At 64.3% G+C, this 16,408-nt stretch carries 13 protein-coding genes and 1 pseudogene; 4 read left to right on the forward strand and 10 right to left on the reverse strand.

Going from position 1 to position 16,408, the window contains the following annotated elements; translation table 11 throughout:
• Positions 1-24: 24 nt before the first annotated feature.
• Both O6W96_RS06725 and O6W96_RS06730 read right to left on the reverse strand, forming a co-directional pair.
• A complete protein-coding gene (locus tag O6W96_RS06725) occupies positions 25-468 on the reverse strand; it encodes a DUF3597 domain-containing protein (RefSeq protein ID WP_353468835.1) in 444 nt (147 codons plus the stop codon).
• Positions 469-616: 148 nt separating this feature from the next.
• Positions 617-946, reverse strand: coding sequence for a hypothetical protein (locus O6W96_RS06730; protein ID WP_353468837.1), 330 nt, complete (start codon positions 944-946; stop codon positions 617-619).
• Positions 947-1,116: 170 nt separating this feature from the next.
• Between O6W96_RS06730 and O6W96_RS06735 the strand changes: the two are divergent.
• Positions 1,117-1,299 (forward strand): annotated as a pseudogene (locus O6W96_RS06735) (BrnT family toxin); the annotation flags it as partial.
• 49 nt (positions 1,300-1,348) lie between these two features.
• On the forward strand, positions 1,349-1,672 hold the full coding sequence (locus O6W96_RS06740; protein WP_353468838.1) for a BrnA antitoxin family protein: 324 nt from the start codon (positions 1,349-1,351) through the stop codon (positions 1,670-1,672).
• Between the two features lie 474 nt (positions 1,673-2,146).
• On the opposite strand, the gene O6W96_RS06745 is transcribed toward O6W96_RS06740, so the two are convergent.
• Both O6W96_RS06745 and uvrA read right to left on the reverse strand, forming a co-directional pair.
• On the reverse strand, positions 2,147-3,079 hold the full coding sequence (locus O6W96_RS06745) for a ParA family protein (RefSeq protein ID WP_353468839.1): 933 nt from the start codon (positions 3,077-3,079) through the stop codon (positions 2,147-2,149).
• Between the two features lie 104 nt (positions 3,080-3,183).
• Complete coding sequence (uvrA, locus tag O6W96_RS06750) at positions 3,184-6,072, reverse strand: excinuclease ABC subunit UvrA (RefSeq protein ID WP_353468840.1); 2,889 nt, start codon at positions 6,070-6,072, stop codon at positions 3,184-3,186.
• Positions 6,073-6,296: 224 nt separating this feature from the next.
• Between uvrA and O6W96_RS06755 the strand changes: the two genes are divergently transcribed.
• Positions 6,297-7,109, forward strand: a complete 813-nt coding sequence (locus O6W96_RS06755; protein ID WP_353468841.1) for an energy transducer TonB — start codon at positions 6,297-6,299, stop codon at positions 7,107-7,109.
• Positions 7,110-7,213: 104 nt separating this feature from the next.
• The gene (locus tag O6W96_RS06760) at positions 7,214-7,810 is read left to right on the forward strand and encodes a hypothetical protein (protein ID WP_353468842.1); all 597 of its coding nucleotides are present in this window, start codon (positions 7,214-7,216) and stop codon (positions 7,808-7,810) included.
• Positions 7,811-7,855: 45 nt separating this feature from the next.
• Here O6W96_RS06760 and O6W96_RS06765 read toward each other — a convergent pair whose 3' ends face one another.
• The 6 genes from O6W96_RS06765 to O6W96_RS06790 all read right to left on the reverse strand — a co-directional run bounded on the left by O6W96_RS06765 (position 7,856) and on the right by O6W96_RS06790 (position 16,332).
• A complete protein-coding gene (locus O6W96_RS06765) occupies positions 7,856-9,007 on the reverse strand; it encodes a GGDEF domain-containing protein (protein ID WP_353468843.1) in 1,152 nt (383 codons plus the stop codon).
• A 1,057-nt stretch (positions 9,008-10,064) separates the two neighbouring features.
• Positions 10,065-11,459 carry a dihydrolipoyl dehydrogenase gene (gene lpdA / locus O6W96_RS06770; RefSeq protein ID WP_353468844.1) on the reverse strand — a complete coding sequence of 465 codons (1,395 nt, stop codon included), beginning with the start codon at positions 11,457-11,459 and terminating at the stop codon, positions 10,065-10,067.
• Position 11,460: 1 nt separating this feature from the next.
• Positions 11,461-11,820: a DUF5615 family PIN-like protein gene (locus O6W96_RS06775; RefSeq protein WP_353468845.1), complete on the reverse strand. Its 360-nt coding sequence runs from the start codon at positions 11,818-11,820 to the stop codon at positions 11,461-11,463.
• Positions 11,821-11,823: 3 nt separating this feature from the next.
• Complete coding sequence (locus tag O6W96_RS06780) at positions 11,824-12,060, reverse strand: DUF433 domain-containing protein (RefSeq protein WP_056060652.1); 237 nt, start codon at positions 12,058-12,060, stop codon at positions 11,824-11,826.
• A gap of 7 nt (positions 12,061-12,067) precedes the next feature.
• Positions 12,068-13,315, reverse strand: a complete 1,248-nt coding sequence (gene odhB / locus O6W96_RS06785; RefSeq protein ID WP_353468846.1) for a 2-oxoglutarate dehydrogenase complex dihydrolipoyllysine-residue succinyltransferase — start codon at positions 13,313-13,315, stop codon at positions 12,068-12,070.
• 80 nt (positions 13,316-13,395) lie between these two features.
• Complete coding sequence (locus O6W96_RS06790; protein WP_353468847.1) at positions 13,396-16,332, reverse strand: 2-oxoglutarate dehydrogenase E1 component; 2,937 nt, start codon at positions 16,330-16,332, stop codon at positions 13,396-13,398.
• Positions 16,333-16,408: the final 76 nt, after the last annotated feature.

Raw genomic sequence — 16,408 nt, forward strand, 5'->3', positions numbered from 1 at the left:
TTGGTTGCCGACGCCAAACCTGCATCAATCCTTGAGGTTGGCGGGCACGGTGCCGCCGTTCTTCTCCAGTTCGCGCATCACGGCCTTAATCAGCCACATGTTCATCTCTGCGCTGCCGTCCTTCGCACCGGTGTAGCCGAGCTCGGTGGCGAGTTCCTTGCGGTTGTCGAGGCTCGAATCGAGATCGAGCAGCTTCATCAGATCGACGATCGAAGTGCGCCAGTTGAGATCCGACCCCTTCTTAGCGGCGATACCCGAGAGGACGGCCTCGACGTCGACCGCCTGGGCGGGTGCGGCAGGCGCTGCCTGCGGAGTCGGGGCGGCGGGCGTCGGTGCTGGCTGAGCGGCAGTGGTCTGCGGCGCTGGTGCCGGTGCAGGCGCATCGGCCTTGGGCGTGCCGAAATGGCCGCTGCCGAGCGGGCCGTGCTCACCGAAGATGGCGGACTTGATCTTGCTGAAGATGCTCATGGGGGTCTCCGTTCGTGTAATGTGACGCGGCGATAACGCCCGTGCGGACTTATGGGTGCAGCGCCGCTAGAGCCGGGTAACACGCCGGACGCGCCGGGCGGCCGATTGGGCGCATCCCCCCCTCTCCTGCTCCGCCTGTCCGGATGCCTCAGCCGAGCGTCGAACCGCGATCCGCGGCGAACGACGGGGCCGGGCCGGTGGCGGGGCGGAGCGACTCGCGCTCGGCCTTGGTGGGGACCGCGGTGGGATCGGGGCGGAAGGCGTCCGGCGCGCGATCGGTCGCACCCGGGCGGGGCTTGTCGAGCGCGAGATCGGGCGCGGCATGCTCGGCGGGGTTGGCTCTCGAACGCAGGAACACCGCCAGCAACGCACCCCCGAGACCGATCGCCGCGGCCCCGATCGAAAGCGCGTTGATGCCGAACGTCTTGGCGTTTGGCTTGGGGCTAGGGGCGGGCTTGTGCGGGTGAGGCTTGGTCATGGGAATGTCCTTTGATGCAGCCTCGGAAACGGACGGTCGGTGGCAGGGGTTCCGCTTTGCACTGGCGACCGAGATGCGTCCGTTACCGATGCGATTACCCCTACTGAGTGTGATGCCACACTATGCTCTCATTGGCGGCGGCATTGTTGTAGTTACATAAAGGGTCGGATGTGGAGATCAGCTTCGACCCAGTAAAGCGCGCTTGGACGCTGGCGGAGCGAGGTCTGGACTTCGCCGATGCGGGCAAGGTGTTTGCAGGGACGGTGTTCGAGTTCGAGGACGAGCGCGTTGCGTATCCCGAGCGGCGCTATTCGACGATCGGCATGCTCGAAGATCGCATGGTCGTGGTAATATGGGTCGATGCCGAAAACGGTCGGCGCGTCATATCGATGAGGAAGGCCAATGCCCGAGAACGCACGCGATTTGAGCGCTACCTCTCTTGGTCCGAACGACGACGCGCCGGAGTGGACGGACGAGATGTTCGAACATGCCAAGCTAGCGGTCGGCGGGAAGGTGATCCGGCCGGCGACGGGCTATATGGGACCAAACGGCGTCGTAAAGGGCCGCCCGCCGCTGCGCGACCGGGCCAAGCAGCAGGTCACGTTGCGGCTCGACCCGGATGTGCTGGCGAAGTTCCGCGAGGGCGGGCCGGGGTGGCAGGGGCGGATCAATGCGGCTTTGCGGGCAGCGATCTTATCCGAAACCGGCCTAAACTCACCGGCCTAAGCCAGAACTAAGAATTCCTAGCTTGTCCACTTGCGGCCGCATTCCTTTCGATAATATCCAAGGAGTCTTCATGGGCCGCTGCCGCACGGACCGTATCAAAAACCTCGGACAAAGTAAGACGCCGCAATCGAGATTCTGGCATACCAAATCTCGTCCTAGCCAGTTGAACCAATCTAGACTTCGACCAATTGTCCTGGTCCAAGATGCGCTTCACTTCAACCAGTGGCATACTACCATAATCTATACCCAGCTTTCCACCTGCCTGACGCGGCGGCCTTTCAGATAAGGGTAGATCTTTGATGTAAACACTACCCAGTGAGCTCAAATACTCGGACAGATGCATAAGAGCATCGCTCGTATTTGAATTACCTAGGTCGTTCATGTCAAATATGTGAGACATTCGCCGTATCAATCTGGCAAGATCGAGCGCCGTCACTTCATTCTCGGCTAAAAAAGACGAATGTTCCACAGTCATTAGAGCGCATCTATTCGCAATTTGAGGGCCTCGGTCAGCTCGCGATATGCCCGATGAATACCACGATTGCCAATGTTTTGCGTCGACGCCCAATCGTAAACCGGCACACCGACGGACAACGTCTGGGAAACCCCGGTTCCGTACGGGATATAAGGTGTAAGCAAATCTGCCCCCCACCGCCTCTGAAGCGAGTTGAGATGTTGAGTGTGATCGTCGGTATACCCCGAATATCCACCAGAAGATTGAATTCTTGTAATAACGACACCAACCAACTTTGTCTCTGAAACGAATATAGGGCGAGGATCACCAAATCCAGCAATTGCGTTAAGTTTAGCGTCGATGCCGGTTCGCACCATCTGCGCCAGATGCGGCGCACCTCGCTCCATTACAGCTTCAGGAACTACTGGTAATACATATCCATGACTCGCAGCAATGGCATTCTGCGAAACAATCTTGGTAGCCGGCGGGCAATCGAAAATGATATAATCATAATCTTGATCAACCCCAGTTTGCTCTAACCAACGACACATCAAGGTTCGCTTATTCCATTCTGATTGAATAGCATTACCCCTATGAGTTGCCGTCAGATCAATTTCGATGTCATCTAACTGCAAACTAGCCGGAACGACATGCAGATTTCCGTAATGATTTTGCTTGAGCGCTGTTTGATATATGATTTCGCGACCTGGGAGTGTGGCACCTTCCGCTACGAACGATCTAAAAACCTTATCCACAACGTTACCGGATGCCACGACCGAGTCCCAACCGGTAGCACCTAAGCATAATATGGAGAGGCTGCTTTGATGGTCCATATCGACCGCCAGTACTCGGGCAGGCTTGTGATAGCGTGCGAGGCCAGCCGCCAGTTCAAACGCGAGAGTCGTTTTCCCGACTCCACCTTTAAAATTTATTACACTTATTCGCTTTGCCATATCACGCCTTCAAATTTTAACGTGATCAACATCTGTCGATGATCCTACCGAAAGTCAGTTGTTATCTAGACATAGGTTCAAATTGGACGAATTTCCAAGTTAGATCAATCTGCGCGTTTCTCCAGCAACGGAGCCAGATACTTCCCCGTGAAACTCCCCTTGGCCTTCGCGACCTTCTCCGGCGTCCCCTCCGCGACGATCTCGCCGCCCTTGACGCCACCCTCTGGCCCCAGGTCGAGCACCCAGTCGGCGGTCTTGATCACGTCGAGATTGTGTTCGATCACGACGACCGTGTTGCCTTGCTCGACCAGCGCGTGGAGGACTTCGAGCAGTTTCCGCACATCCTCGAAATGGAGCCCGGTGGTGGGTTCGTCGAGGATGTAGAGCGTGTTGCCGGTGGCGCGGCGCGAGAGTTCCTTGGCGAGCTTGACGCGTTGCGCTTCGCCGCCCGAGAGCGTCGTCGCCTGCTGGCCGACCTTGACGTAGCCGAGACCGACCTCGACCAGCATCGCCATCTTGTCGCGGATCGGGGGGACCGCCTTGAAGAACTCGGCGGCGTCCTCGACCGTCATGTCGAGCACGTCGGCGATCGAATGGCCCTTGAACTTCACCTCGAGCGTCTCGCGATTGTAGCGCGCGCCGTGGCAGACGTCGCACGTGACGTAGACGTCGGGGAGGAAGTGCATCTCGATCTTGAGCACGCCGTCGCCCTGGCACGCCTCGCAGCGGCCGCCCTTGACGTTGAAGCTGAAGCGGCCGGGCTTGTAGCCGCGCGCCTGCGATTCCGGCAGGCCGGCGAACCAGTCGCGGATCTGCGTGAAGCTGCCGGTGTAGGTGGCGGGGTTGCTGCGCGGGGTGCGGCCGATCGGCGACTGGTCGATGTCGATGACCTTGTCGAGATACTGGAGGCCGGTGATCTTGTCGTGCTTGCCCTGGACGATGCGCGCGCCGTTCAGCTCGCGTGCGGCGGCGGCGTAGAGCGTGTCGATCGTGAAGCTCGACTTGCCCGAGCCGGAGACGCCGGTGATGCAGGTGAAGGTGCCGAGCGGCAGGCTGGCGGTGACCCCGCGCAGGTTGTTGGCGACCGCGTTGTGGACGGTGAGCTTCTTGCCGTTGCCTTTCCGTCGCGTGGTTGGGACCGGCACCTCGCGCGTGCCGTTGAGGTAGTCGGCGGTGACGCTGCCCTTCGACTTGAGGATCTGCTTCAGCGTGCCCTGCGCGACGACCTGGCCGCCGCGGACGCCGGCGCCGGGGCCCATGTCGATGATGTAGTCGGCGGTGCGGATCGCGTCCTCGTCATGCTCGACGACGAGGACGGTGTTGCCGAGATCGCGCAGACGGCGGAGCGTCTTGAGGAGCATGTCGTTGTCGCGCTGGTGCAGGCCGATCGAGGGCTCGTCGAGGACGTAGAGCACGCCGGACAGGCCGCTGCCGATCTGCGACGCGAGGCGGATGCGCTGGCTTTCGCCGCCGCTGAGCGTGCCGGAGGTGCGGTCGAGGTTTAGGTAATCTAGGCCGACATTGTTGAGGAAGCCGAGACGCTCGACGATCTCCTTGAGGATGCGTTCGGCGATCGCGTTCTGCTGGTCGCCGAGGTGCTGCGGCATGTCGGTGAAGAACTGGAGCGCGTCGACCACCGAGAGATGCGTGGCGTAGGAGATGTCCTTCATCGCGATCTTGACCGCGAGTGCCTCGGGTTTCAGGCGCGCACCGCCGCAGACCTCGCAGGGGGCGGCGGACTGGTACTTGCTGAGTTCCTCGCGCATCCAGGCGGAGTCGGTCTGCAGCATGCGGCGGTTGAGGTTGCCGATGACGCCCTCGAACGGCTTGCTGACGTCGTATTTCTTCTTGCCGTCGATGAAGGTGAGCGTGACGGGCTTGCCCTTCGAGCCGTGCAGGATGGTGCTCTGGACCTCCGGCGGGAGGTCGGACCAGGGGGTCTCGATGTCGAACTTGAATTCGCGCGCGAGGCTGCCGAGAACCTGCATGTAATAGGGGGACGGCGGGTTGGATTTCGCCCAGGGGACGACCGCGCCCTTCTTGATGCTGAGCATGTGGTTGGGGACGACGAGGTCTTCGTCGAACAACAGCTTCTCGCCGAGGCCGTCGCAGGCCGGGCATGCGCCCTGCGGGGCGTTGAACGAGAACAGGCGCGGCTCGATCTCGGAGATGGTGAAGCCGCTGACCGGGCAGGCGAATTTTTCGCTGAACACGATGCGCCCGTCTGGGGCGTTGTTGCCGAGGATTTCCGACTTTGGCGTGTGCGGCTCGACCGGGTCGGCGGGGTCGACATAGGCGAGGCCGTCGGCGAGTTTCAGCGCGGTTTCGAAGGATTCCGCGAGCCGTGTAGCGATCTCGCCGCCGACGACGAGGCGGTCGACGACGACTTCGATGTCGTGCTTGTACTTCTTGTCGAGCGCGGGGGCTTCGTCGATGTCGTGGATCGTGCCGTCGATGCGGACGCGCGCGAAGCCGGCCTTCTGCCACTCGGCGAGTTCCTTGCGGTACTCGCCCTTGCGACCGCGGACGACGGGGGCGAGCAGGTACAGGCGCGTGCCTTCGGGGAGCGCCATGACGCGGTCGACCATCTGCGACACGGTCTGCGCGGCGATCGGCTCGCCAGTGGCGGGCGAGTACGGGATGCCTACGCGGGCCCAGAGCAGGCGCATGTAGTCGTAGATCTCGGTGACGGTCGCGACGGTCGAGCGCGGGTTGCGCGACGTCGTCTTCTGTTCGATCGAGATCGCGGGGGACAGGCCCTCGATGTGGTCGACGTCGGGCTTCTGCATCAGTTCGAGGAACTGGCGGGCATAGGCGCTGAGGCTCTCGACGTAGCGGCGCTGACCCTCGGCGTAGATCGTGTCGAACGCGAGGCTCGACTTGCCCGAGCCGGAGAGGCCGGTGATCACCGTGAGCGTGTCGCGGGGGATGTCGATGTCGACGTCCTTGAGGTTGTGCTCGCGCGCGCCGCGTACGGAAATCTTGGTCAGCATGAGGCTGGTTCTACTTCTGTTCTGATCGGGAGACTAGTGGGAGAGATAGGAATGCATGAGGCCGGCTGCCAGTTCATCGGCGATGATCGATTGCGCGACCGATTGCGCGACGGGCGATCGAGGCGTCGACACGGCTTGCAACCGAGCGGCGTATTTTGGAGAACCGACGAACGGGACGGGGTGCAAGGGGATGATGCGATGACGAGTATTTTTGGATGCCGCTGATGCTGGGACTGGCTGCCGCCGCGGCGCTGGCCAAGCCAACCGCGGCCGTGCCGTTGACGCCGGGGGGGAAGTGGAACGTCGATTACGGCGCGACCGCCTGCATGCTCGGCCGCACCTATGGCACCGGCAAGGCGGAGACGATTCTGGCGCTGCGCCGGCTGCCACTGGCGTCGACGCTCGAGCTGATGGTCTACACCAACGATCGTAGCGTAACGATGCGGCTGGGGCAGGCGAAGATCGGCATAGTCGGCGGGGGATCTGATGACAGCCGGTACGAGAGTTATCCGACGCAGGCTTCGGGCAAGCGGATGACGCGTATGCAGGTCGATGCCACGTTGTTCGAAACACTGCCCGCCGATGCCGTGTTGCGCATCACCCCGGACAGGATGCCGGGCTGGGCGTTCGCGATGCCCAGTGCGAAGGCCGCATTCGAGGCCTTGGCCAAATGCAATGATTCGACGGCGAAGCAGTGGGGGATCGACCCGACCGAGCGTGCGCGGATCGCCCAGCCTGCCAAGGCGACGACGCGGCCCGAATACTGGATTGGGCCCGACGATTACCCGACGGCGATCGTCGGCAAGGGTGCGCAGGGGACGTCGACGGTCCTGTGGACGATCGGCCTCGATGGGCGGGTTGCCGATTGCCGGCCTGTGGTGACCAGCGGCGAGATCGAACTCGACAAGGCGGCCTGCAGCGCGATCGTGCGGCATGCGCGCTACACGCCCGCGCTTGGCTTCGACGGTAGGGCGATGGTCAGCCACGCGACGCAAAAGGTGACGTGGCGATTGCCGGGTGCCTGGTCCGGCAACTGAGCGACCGTCACGGCTGAACGGGGGCGAAGGCGTCGGGGTTGCACTCCGGTATCGGTGTATTATCTTGTTCGTACACAAAGACGCGGAATGGTATAGAGGACGACATGGGCAAGAAGAAGGACGAGCGAAAGCGGCGCGAGCGCGAAGCCGAGATGGCGGCGGCGCAGGGGCACTCGGGTGCTGGCCATGAGGGCCATGAGAGCCATACGCGTGACGAGCATAAGCATGACGCGCACAAGCACGAAGGCCGGAAGCATGAGGGGCGCAAGCGTGAAGGCGGGGCGCCGTTCGCGGGGATCGCTGCGACGATCGCGCGGCAGATGGGGACGCCGGTCGGGCGGCAGATGATCGCAGCGGGGCTGATGGCAGCGGCTACGGCGATCTCGAAGCATGACGCGAAGTCGAGCGCTCGGCCGACGCCGCCTACGCCTCAGACGCCTCCTGCCCCGCCTTCTCCTGCCTCGTCCTCGGCACAGGCTGAGCCTGCAGCGTCGAAGGTCGAGCCGGGCGTGGCGACGGAGTCGACCAAGCCGCAGGGCAATGGTCCGTTTGCCGGGGATACGCGGGAGCCGCCGCGGAGCGAGACGAACGCGCTGCCGCCGGAGTTCGCCAAGGTGCTGGACTCGGTCACGGTGGGGTTGGAGCGGTTGTTCGTCGGGTTCGGCAAGCCGACCGCGAAGAAGGATCCTCCTGCCGCTTGAGTATGCAGGACCGCGACGCCGTGCGTGGCATTGCGGTCCTGCGGCTCAGGCTGCCTTTATGTAGATGGCGGGTTGGCGGCGGTCGCCCTTTGCGAGGTACATCGCGCGGTCTGCGCCGGCGATGAGGTCGACAATCGGCGTGTCGGGGTCGCCCTCGACGACGCCGATGCTGACCCCGAGCGTTCCATGGGTGCCCATGCGAGGCGCCATGGTCTGCGCGAATTCTGTCGCAATGCGATTGCCGATGATGCTGGCCTGCTCGGCTGGAACGTTGGGGAACACGCAGACGAACTCGTCGCCGCCCCAACGGACCAAGTGGCCTTGCCGACCGACGGCGTCGTGGGCGATCTCTGCAAAGCTGCGGAGTGCGGCGTCGCCGGCGGCGTGGCCGAGCGTGTCGTTGAGCGCCTTGAAGCGATCGAGATCGAGCATCATCACCGTCAGCGTGCGCGGCGCATGGCGGCCGGCGAAGGTCTGCGCGATGCGGTCCAACCCGGCGCGGTTGAACGCGCCGGTGAGCCAGTCGCGCTCCATTCGATCGAGCAGTTGGCTTTGGCCGCGCTCGGCCTGGAGGATCAGCAGCGAGAAAGCACGGAAGATGATGAAGGCGATCTGGCCGGCCGCAAGCCATGCGCCGAAGTCGTCGTGACGACCGGTCAGTTGCGTGCCGATGCGGTCGCCAAACGCCAACCACGCGCGGCCGAGGAACATCGGTATGGTGACGGCGAACAGCGCGGCGACGATCCAGCCGGTCTGGAGCGAGTCACGCCGCGCGAAACGGACGGCGACAACGACCACGACGAGGTCGAACCCGGCGCGGATGACGCTGAGATAGGCGACGCGGAGGTGGAAATGCGCCGGGTCGTGCGTGAACCACAGGGGCAGGCCCAGCACCGCGGCGATCACCAGCAGCAACTTCAGGCGCGCGTCCGGGCGGTCAAATTTCACCGCCGCGCCCGCGATCAGCGCATAGCCCATCACCACTGCGGGGTTGCCGATGCTGGGGGCCCAGGGAAGGCCGATCCAATCGTTCAAAACCGCCATCAGTGCGCCGCACCCGGCGATTAGGTGGCCGGCGCCCCATAGCCCTGCCCATGATCCGAACCGACCGGTCGCGAGGGGAATGAGGTGGATGAACCCGGCGACCAGCATGCCGAGGCCTGCGACGACGTAGAGAGTAGAGAGATCGAGCGCCACGGAGACCTGCTTGTTCGTTCGTTGCGCGGACTAATAGGCTGGCTTTGCTAAGGATTGGTTCCGGTTGGGGCCGGGGGCGGAACTTTGCGGGTTTTGGGTTTGGGGTGGCGCGATGAGGAGCCGGGCGCTGAAGGTGATAGGCGATGCGGAGGGCGGGTGCGGTGGCCGTGCCAAGGATGTTACCCCGCGAAGGCGGGGACCCAGACTGGGCTACCGCCTTCGCGGGAGAACAAGAAGGCGGGCGGTATCGTTTGGGGCGGAGTGGCTCTGGCTTGACGGGCGTTGTCGGGCGTTTCGTGCATGCCACTCCAGATTGCGCCCGTTTGTTGCGCCCCTCCCCCGTCATCCCGGCGAACGCCGGGACCCATGGTCGCGGACTCCGTAATGATGGCGCGATATCGTTGGGTCCGCCGTAACCGTGGGTCCCGGCGTTCGCCGGGATGACGGATGGGGGTGAGTTGGGCGGAATGCGAGGGGTGCGAAGCTTGGACTGTGGAGTGGGTGATGCCGTCAAAGACCTTGCAGATCGTGAGCGTGCGGCGGTTCACGCTGCCACTTGATTGCGCCCCTGCCCCCTAACCTCCTAACATCGCTACCCGCCAACCCCTACCCATCCGTCATCCCGGCGGACGCCGGGACCCATGGTCGCGGACCGGGTAATGATGGGGATATCACTGGGTCCGCCGTAATCGTGGGTCCCGGCGTTCGCCGGGATGACGGATGGGGGGTGTGGGCGGACGGGGCGTGGGGCGAACTGGCGAACTGGCGAACTGGCGAACTGGCGAACTGGCGAACTGCGGCAACATCCATCCCCCCCATCGAACTCAACCTTTGCCACCCCTGCCTCCGCCCTCAACTCTCGCGCTGAAACGCAGAGAGGGCGCCGGTGGATTGCCACCGACGCCCTCTCGAACTTACTTCATTCGCGGAAGCTGCGCCCTGCTTGGCCGGACAGGGGCAAAGCCCCTGTCGTCGGACGCGGCTTCTGGCCGCGCCGGCCGGTCCGACCGCCAAGTGCTCGGCCGTAGCTTGCGCTACGGCCTTCGCGCGGTCGTACTCAGATGTGTATCGGCTTGCCCTGTACCGCCATCGCCGCCTCTTTAATGGCCTCGGCATGCGTCGGATGCGCATGACAGGTGTAGGCGATGTCTTCGCTGGTCGCGCCGAATTCCATTGCGATGGCGGCTTCGGCGATCAGCGTTCCCGCCAGCGACGAGACGATCCAGACGCCGAGGACGCGGTCGGTCTTGGCGTCGGCGATGATCTTCACGAAGCCGTCGGTGTCGCGGTTGGTCTTGGCGCGGCTGTTGGCGGCGAACGGGAACTTGCCGACCTTGATCTCGGTCTTTTCCTTCGCCGCTTCCTCGGTCAGGCCGACGCCGGCGATCTCGGGCATCGTGTAGACGACGCTCGGGATGACGTCCTCGTTGACGATGCCGGTCTGGCCGGCAATGTTTTCCGCGACCGCGACGCCCTCGTCCTCGGCCTTGTGCGCGAGCATCAGGCCGGGGATGCAGTCGCCGATCGCCCAGACGCCGTCGACCTTGGTGCGGAACGAGTGATCGGTCTCGATCTGGCCACGCTTGTTGAGGTCGAGGCCGATGGCTTCGAGGTTGAGGCCGTCGACGTTCGCTTTCCGCCCGATCGAGACGAGCACCGCGTCGGCGGTCAGCGTCTCGGATGCGCCACCCGCGGCGGGCTCGACGGTGACGGTCGCGACGCCGTTATCGACGGTCACGCCGGTGACCTTGGTCGAGAGCTTTAGCTCCATGCCCTGCTTCTTGAAGAGCTTGGCGGTTTCACGACGCACTTCGCCGTCGAAGCCGGGGAGGATCTGGTCGACGAACTCGACGACCGTGACCTTCGCGCCGAGGCGACGCCAGACGGAGCCGAGTTCGAGGCCGATCACGCCGCCGCCGATGACGACCATGTGCTCGGGGACCTTGGGGATCTCAAGCGCGCCGGTGCTGTCGACGACGGTCTTCTGGTCGACCTCGACGCCGGGGAGCGGCATGACCGACGAACCGGTGGCGATGACGATGTTCTTCGCGGTGACCTTCTGGCCGGCGATCTCCACCGTGTGCGCGTCCTGGAACGCGGCCTTGCCCTTGAGCCAGGTCACCTTGTTCTTCTTGAACAGGAATTCGACGCCGCCGGTCAGTTCCTTGACGGCCTTGGCCTTCTCGGCGTGCATCTGGTCGAGGTTGAGCGTGACGTCCTGGAAATCGATGCCGAACTTGGTGAGGTGGCCGCCCTTGGCCTCCTCGTAGATCTCCGACGCATGGAGCAGCGCCTTGGACGGGATGCAGCCGACGTTGAGGCAAGTGCCGCCGAGCGTCTCGCGGGACTCGGCACAAGCGGTGCGCAGGCCGAGCTGCGCGGCACGGATCGCCGCGACATAACCGCCGGGGCCCGCACCGATCACGAGGACGTCATAGTCGTAGTCAGCCATGTTATGCTCCAGCGGGGAACGGCTTACTGCGTTCGCCGTCCTTGGTTATCGTTGTGATGTGGCCTTCGAAGCCACCACCGGCCAACACTGCGATCAGGCGGTCGGCGATGGCATCCGGATGCACGCGGTTCAGTCGATTATATAGTATCGCGCGGGGCGCAGGGTAACCACGGTTGAAGATCAGGTCGCCGAAGTCGCGGTCGTCCGTGACCAGGATCAGCGTCGCGATGTCGTCGCGCGCCAGTATCTCCGGATCCTTGGCGCCGCGCGATGTTTCCCGGATCCATTCGACGGCGTGACCCGCACTGCGCAATCGCGCGACGACAACCGGATGCTGGTTTTCGTCGGCGAGCAGATGCACCCGTCAGGCCGCTTTGCGCTGCGCCGCGACCGTCGAGTCGACCAGCAGGTCTCGCGCGAACGCGATTGCTGCACGGACGTCTTCCTCGGTGATATGATCGAAGGCGGCGAGAACATCGGTGATGCTCGCACCGTCTTCGAAATATTCGAGGATCAGCTCGACCGATATCCGCGTTCCCTTGACCACGGGCTTGCCGCCCAGGATCTCCGGGTCCGAATGGATATGATCGCGCCAGTTCATCGCTACCTCACAGGTCGATCAGGATACGGGTCGGATCCTCGATAGCATTTTTCAGCGCGACCAGGAACGTCACGGCTTCGCGGCCGTCGATCAGGCGGTGGTCGTAGCTGAGCGCGAGGTACATCATCGGGCGGATGACGATCTGGCCGTTGACGACGACCGGGCGTTCCTCGATGCGGTGAAGGCCGAGCACGGCGGACTGTGGCGGGTTGATGATCGGGGTCGACATCAGCGAGCCGAACACGCCGCCGTTCGAGATCGTGAAGGTGCCGCCCTTCATCTCGTCCATCTTGAGCGCGCCTTCCTTGGCGCGCTTGCCGAAGTCGCCGATCGTCTTTTCGATCGTCGCGACCGACATCTGGTCGGCATCGCGGATCACGGGGACGACGAGGCCGCCCGGCGAAGAGACCGCGACCGAGATGTCGGCGTAATCGTGATAGACGATGTCATCGCCGTCGATCGACGCGTTGACCGACGGAATGTCGCGCAGCGCCATCGTCGCGGCCTTCACGAAGAAGCCCATGAAGCCGAGGCGGACACCGTGCTTCTTCTCGAACAGGTCCTTGTACTTGGCGCGCGCCTCGATCACCGCGGTCATGTCGACGTCGTTGAACGTCGTCAGCATGGCCGCCGTGTTCTGCGCTTCCTTGAGGCGCTTGGCGATCGTCTGGCGGAGGCGCGTCATGCGCACGCGCTCCTCGCCGCGACCCGATGCGGCGGCGGGGGCTGCGGCCGGAGCGGGCGCTGCGGCGGGCGCCGGTGCGGGCTTGCTCGACGCGGCGGCGGTCACGTCTTCCTTGGTGATGCGACCATCGCGGCCGGTGCCCTTGACGGTGCCGGGGTCGACGCCGTGCTCGAGCACCGCGCGGCGGACCGACGGGGAGAGTGCTGCGGGGGAGTCGCTGGTGCCGGCGCCGGGCTGGTCGCCGTAACCCGCGCCGGACTCGTCCTTGGCGGGTGTCGAGGGCGTTGCCGTCGCGGCGGGTGCGGGCGCAGGAGCCGACGCGGCGGCGCCGTCACCGGAATCGATCGTGGCGAGCATCGCGCCGACCTGCACGGTGTCGCCGACGGCGACCGCGTGCTGGCCCATGACGCCGGCGACCGGCGACGGGACCTCGACCGAGACCTTGTCGGTCTCGAGGCTGGCGATCGGCTCGTCGACCGCGACGGGGTCGCCGGGCTGCTTCAGCCACTCGCCGAGGGTGGCTTCGGTGATCGATTCACCCAGGACGGGGACGGTGACTTCGGTTGCCATGGTGTCTGCCTACTTCCTTGTGTCCCCGCGAAGGCGGGGACCCAGACTGGGCCCCCGCCTTCGCGGGGGAACAGAGTTGATTACGATGCGCGGGTGCGGCGGATTTCGTCGCGGACGGAGTGGCCGAGCGCGTCGGCGACGAGCGCGCCCTGTTCGGCCTGGTGACGCTTCATCAAGCCGGTCGCGGGCGATGCCGAGGCGTTGCGCCCGGCGTAGCGCGCGCGCTTCACGCGGGAGTCGACCGTTGCCAGCGCCTCCTCGATCAGCGGCTCGACGAAGAACCAATAGCCGTTGTTCTTCGGCTCTTCCTGCGCCCAGACGATCTCTTCCAGGTTCGGCATCCGGGCGACGCGCTCGGCGATAGGGTTGCCGGGGAAGGGATAGAGCTGTTCGACGCGGACGATCTGCGTGTCCGTGTCGCCCGCCGCGTCGCGTGCCTCGATCAGGTCGTACGCGACCTTGCCGGTGCACAGGACCAAACGCTTCGTGTCGACGTCGGCGGCCGGATTGGTATCCGACAACAGGCGGCGGAAGTGGCTGTCGCCCTGGAAATCCTCCGCGTTCGACACCGCCAGCTTGTGCCGCAGCAACGACTTGGGCGTCATCACGATCAACGGCTTGCGGAAGTTGCGGTGCATCTGGCGGCGAAGCAGGTGGAAATAGTTCGCCGGGCTGGTGCAGTTCGCGACCTGGATGTTGTCGTCGGCGCACGATTGCAGGAAGCGCTCGGGACGTGCCGAGCTGTGCTCAGGCCCCTGCCCTTCATAGCCGTGCGGGAGCAGCATCACGAGACCGTTGGCGCGAAGCCACTTCGACTCGCCGGACGTGATGAACTGATCGATCATGATCTGCGCGCCGTTGACGAAATCGCCGAACTGCGCCTCCCAGAGGACGAGCGTCTTCGGGTCGGCGAGCGCATAGCCATACTCGAACCCGAGCACGCCGTATTCGCTGAGCGGGCTGTCGAGCACTTCGAAGCGGCCGTGCTCGATCTCCTGCAACGGCACGTATTTGTGCTCGTCGGTCTGGTCGACCCAGACCGCATGGCGCTGCGAGAAGGTGCCGCGGCCCGAATCCTGGCCGGACAGACGGACGCCGTAGCCTTCCGACAGCAGGCCGCCGAATGCGAGCGCCTCGCCGGTCGCCCAGTCGAAGCCCTTGCCCGACTTGAACATCTCGCGCTTGGCATCGATCACGCGGTTGAGCGTCTTGTGGATCTTCACGCTGTCGGGGATCGTCGTCAGCGTGCGGCCGAGCGAGTCGAACAGCTTCGTGCTGAGGCCGGTCTCGACGTTGCGACGGGCAGAGCCTCCGTCCGTGGGCGCGCTGAGGCCGGTCCAGCGACCGCCGAACCAGTCGGCCTTGTTCGGCTTGTACGAGGACCCGGCTTCGAACTCACCCTCGAGACGGAGCGTGAACTGCTTCACGTTCTCGTCGATCCAGGGCTGGTCGATCACGCCTTCCTTGATCAGGCGATCGCCGTAGACCGAGCTGACGCCGGGGTGCTTGCGGATGATGTCGTACATCAGCGGCTGCGTGAAGGACGGCTCGTCGCCCTCGTTGTGGCCGAAGCGACGATAGCACCACATGTCGATGACGATGTCGCGGTGGAACTTCTGGCGGAATTCCATCGCCATCTTGGTCGCGAAGGTGACCGCCTCGGGATCGTCGCCATTGACGTGGAAGACGGGCGCCTGGACGCCCTTGGCGACGTCCGACGGGTAAGGCGACGAGCGCGCGAACTGCGGCGAGGTCGTGAAGCCGACCTGGTTGTTGATGATGAAGTGGACGCAGCCGCCGGTGTTGTAGCCGCGGATGCCCGAGAAGCCGAGGCACTCCCAGACGATCCCCTGCCCCGCGAACGCCGCGTCGCCGTGGATCAGCACGGGCAGGCTCGCCACGTGATCCTTGAGATCGTTGTTGAGCGTCTGGATCGCGCGCGTCTTGCCGAGCACGACCGGGTCGGCGGCCTCGAGATGCGACGGGTTGGCGACCAGGCTCATATGAACCTTGTGGCCGTCGAACTCGCGATCGGTGCTGGTGCCGAGGTGATACTTCACGTCGCCCGAACCGCCGATGTCGTCGGGATTGGCCGAACCGCCGGCGAATTCGTGGAAGATCACGCGCAACGGCTTGGCCATCACGTTGGCCAGCACGTTGAGGCGACCGCGATGCGCCATGCCGATGACGAGCTCGCGCACGCCCATCTGGCCGCCGTACTTGATGACGGACTCAAGCGCGGGGATCATCGATTCACCGCCGTCGAGCCCGAAGCGCTTCGTGCCGACATATTTCTTGCCGAGGAACTTCTCCCACTGCTCGGCCTGGATCACCTTGTTGAGGATCGCCTTCTTGCCGTCGGTGGAGAATTCGATCGCCTTGTCCTGGCCCTCCATGCGCTCCTGGAGGAAGCGGCGCTCCTCGACGTCGGAGATGTGCATGTATTCGAGGCCGACATTGCCGCAGTAGTTCTTGCGCAACGTGTCGACGAGCTCGCGGATCGTGGCCCATTCATAGCCCATCGTGCCGCCGAGATAGACCTTCCGATCGATGTCGGCGTCGGAGAAGCCGTGATATTCGGTCTTCAGGTCCTCGGGCATCTCGCGCTTCGAGAGGCCGAGCGGATCGAGGTTCGCGGCGAGGTGACCACGGACGCGGTAGGTGCGGACGAGCAGCTGCGCGCGGATCGCGTCGGCGGCGGCCTTGGCGATCTCTTCCTTCGAGACGGGGGCGGGTGCCGCTGCTGCGGGAGCGGGCTTGCCACCCTTTGCGGGCTTGGGCGCGGGCTCCATCTGGGTCGGATCGAGCGCTGCGGTCAGGTCATCCGTGGTGGTGAGCGGCCAGCGGGCGCTCTCCCAGCTCGGGCCCTGCGCGGAACCTTCGAGACCCTCGAAGAACGCGCGCCAACCGGATTCGACCGAGGCCGGGTCCGCGTTGAACTTGGCGTAGAGCGTCTCCACGAACGCCGGGCTGACGCCGGCTGCGATATCGCTGAAATCCTGGCCTTCGTAGCCCATCGTTCTCGTCCTAGCCGCTATGAATTTCGTCATCCCGGGCTCGACCCGGGACCCAGAGTTACGGGCGGCGCGCTGG

It is taken from the genome of Sphingomonas faeni, assembly GCF_040407495.1.
GTDB lineage: Bacteria > Pseudomonadota > Alphaproteobacteria > Sphingomonadales > Sphingomonadaceae > Sphingomonas > Sphingomonas faeni_D.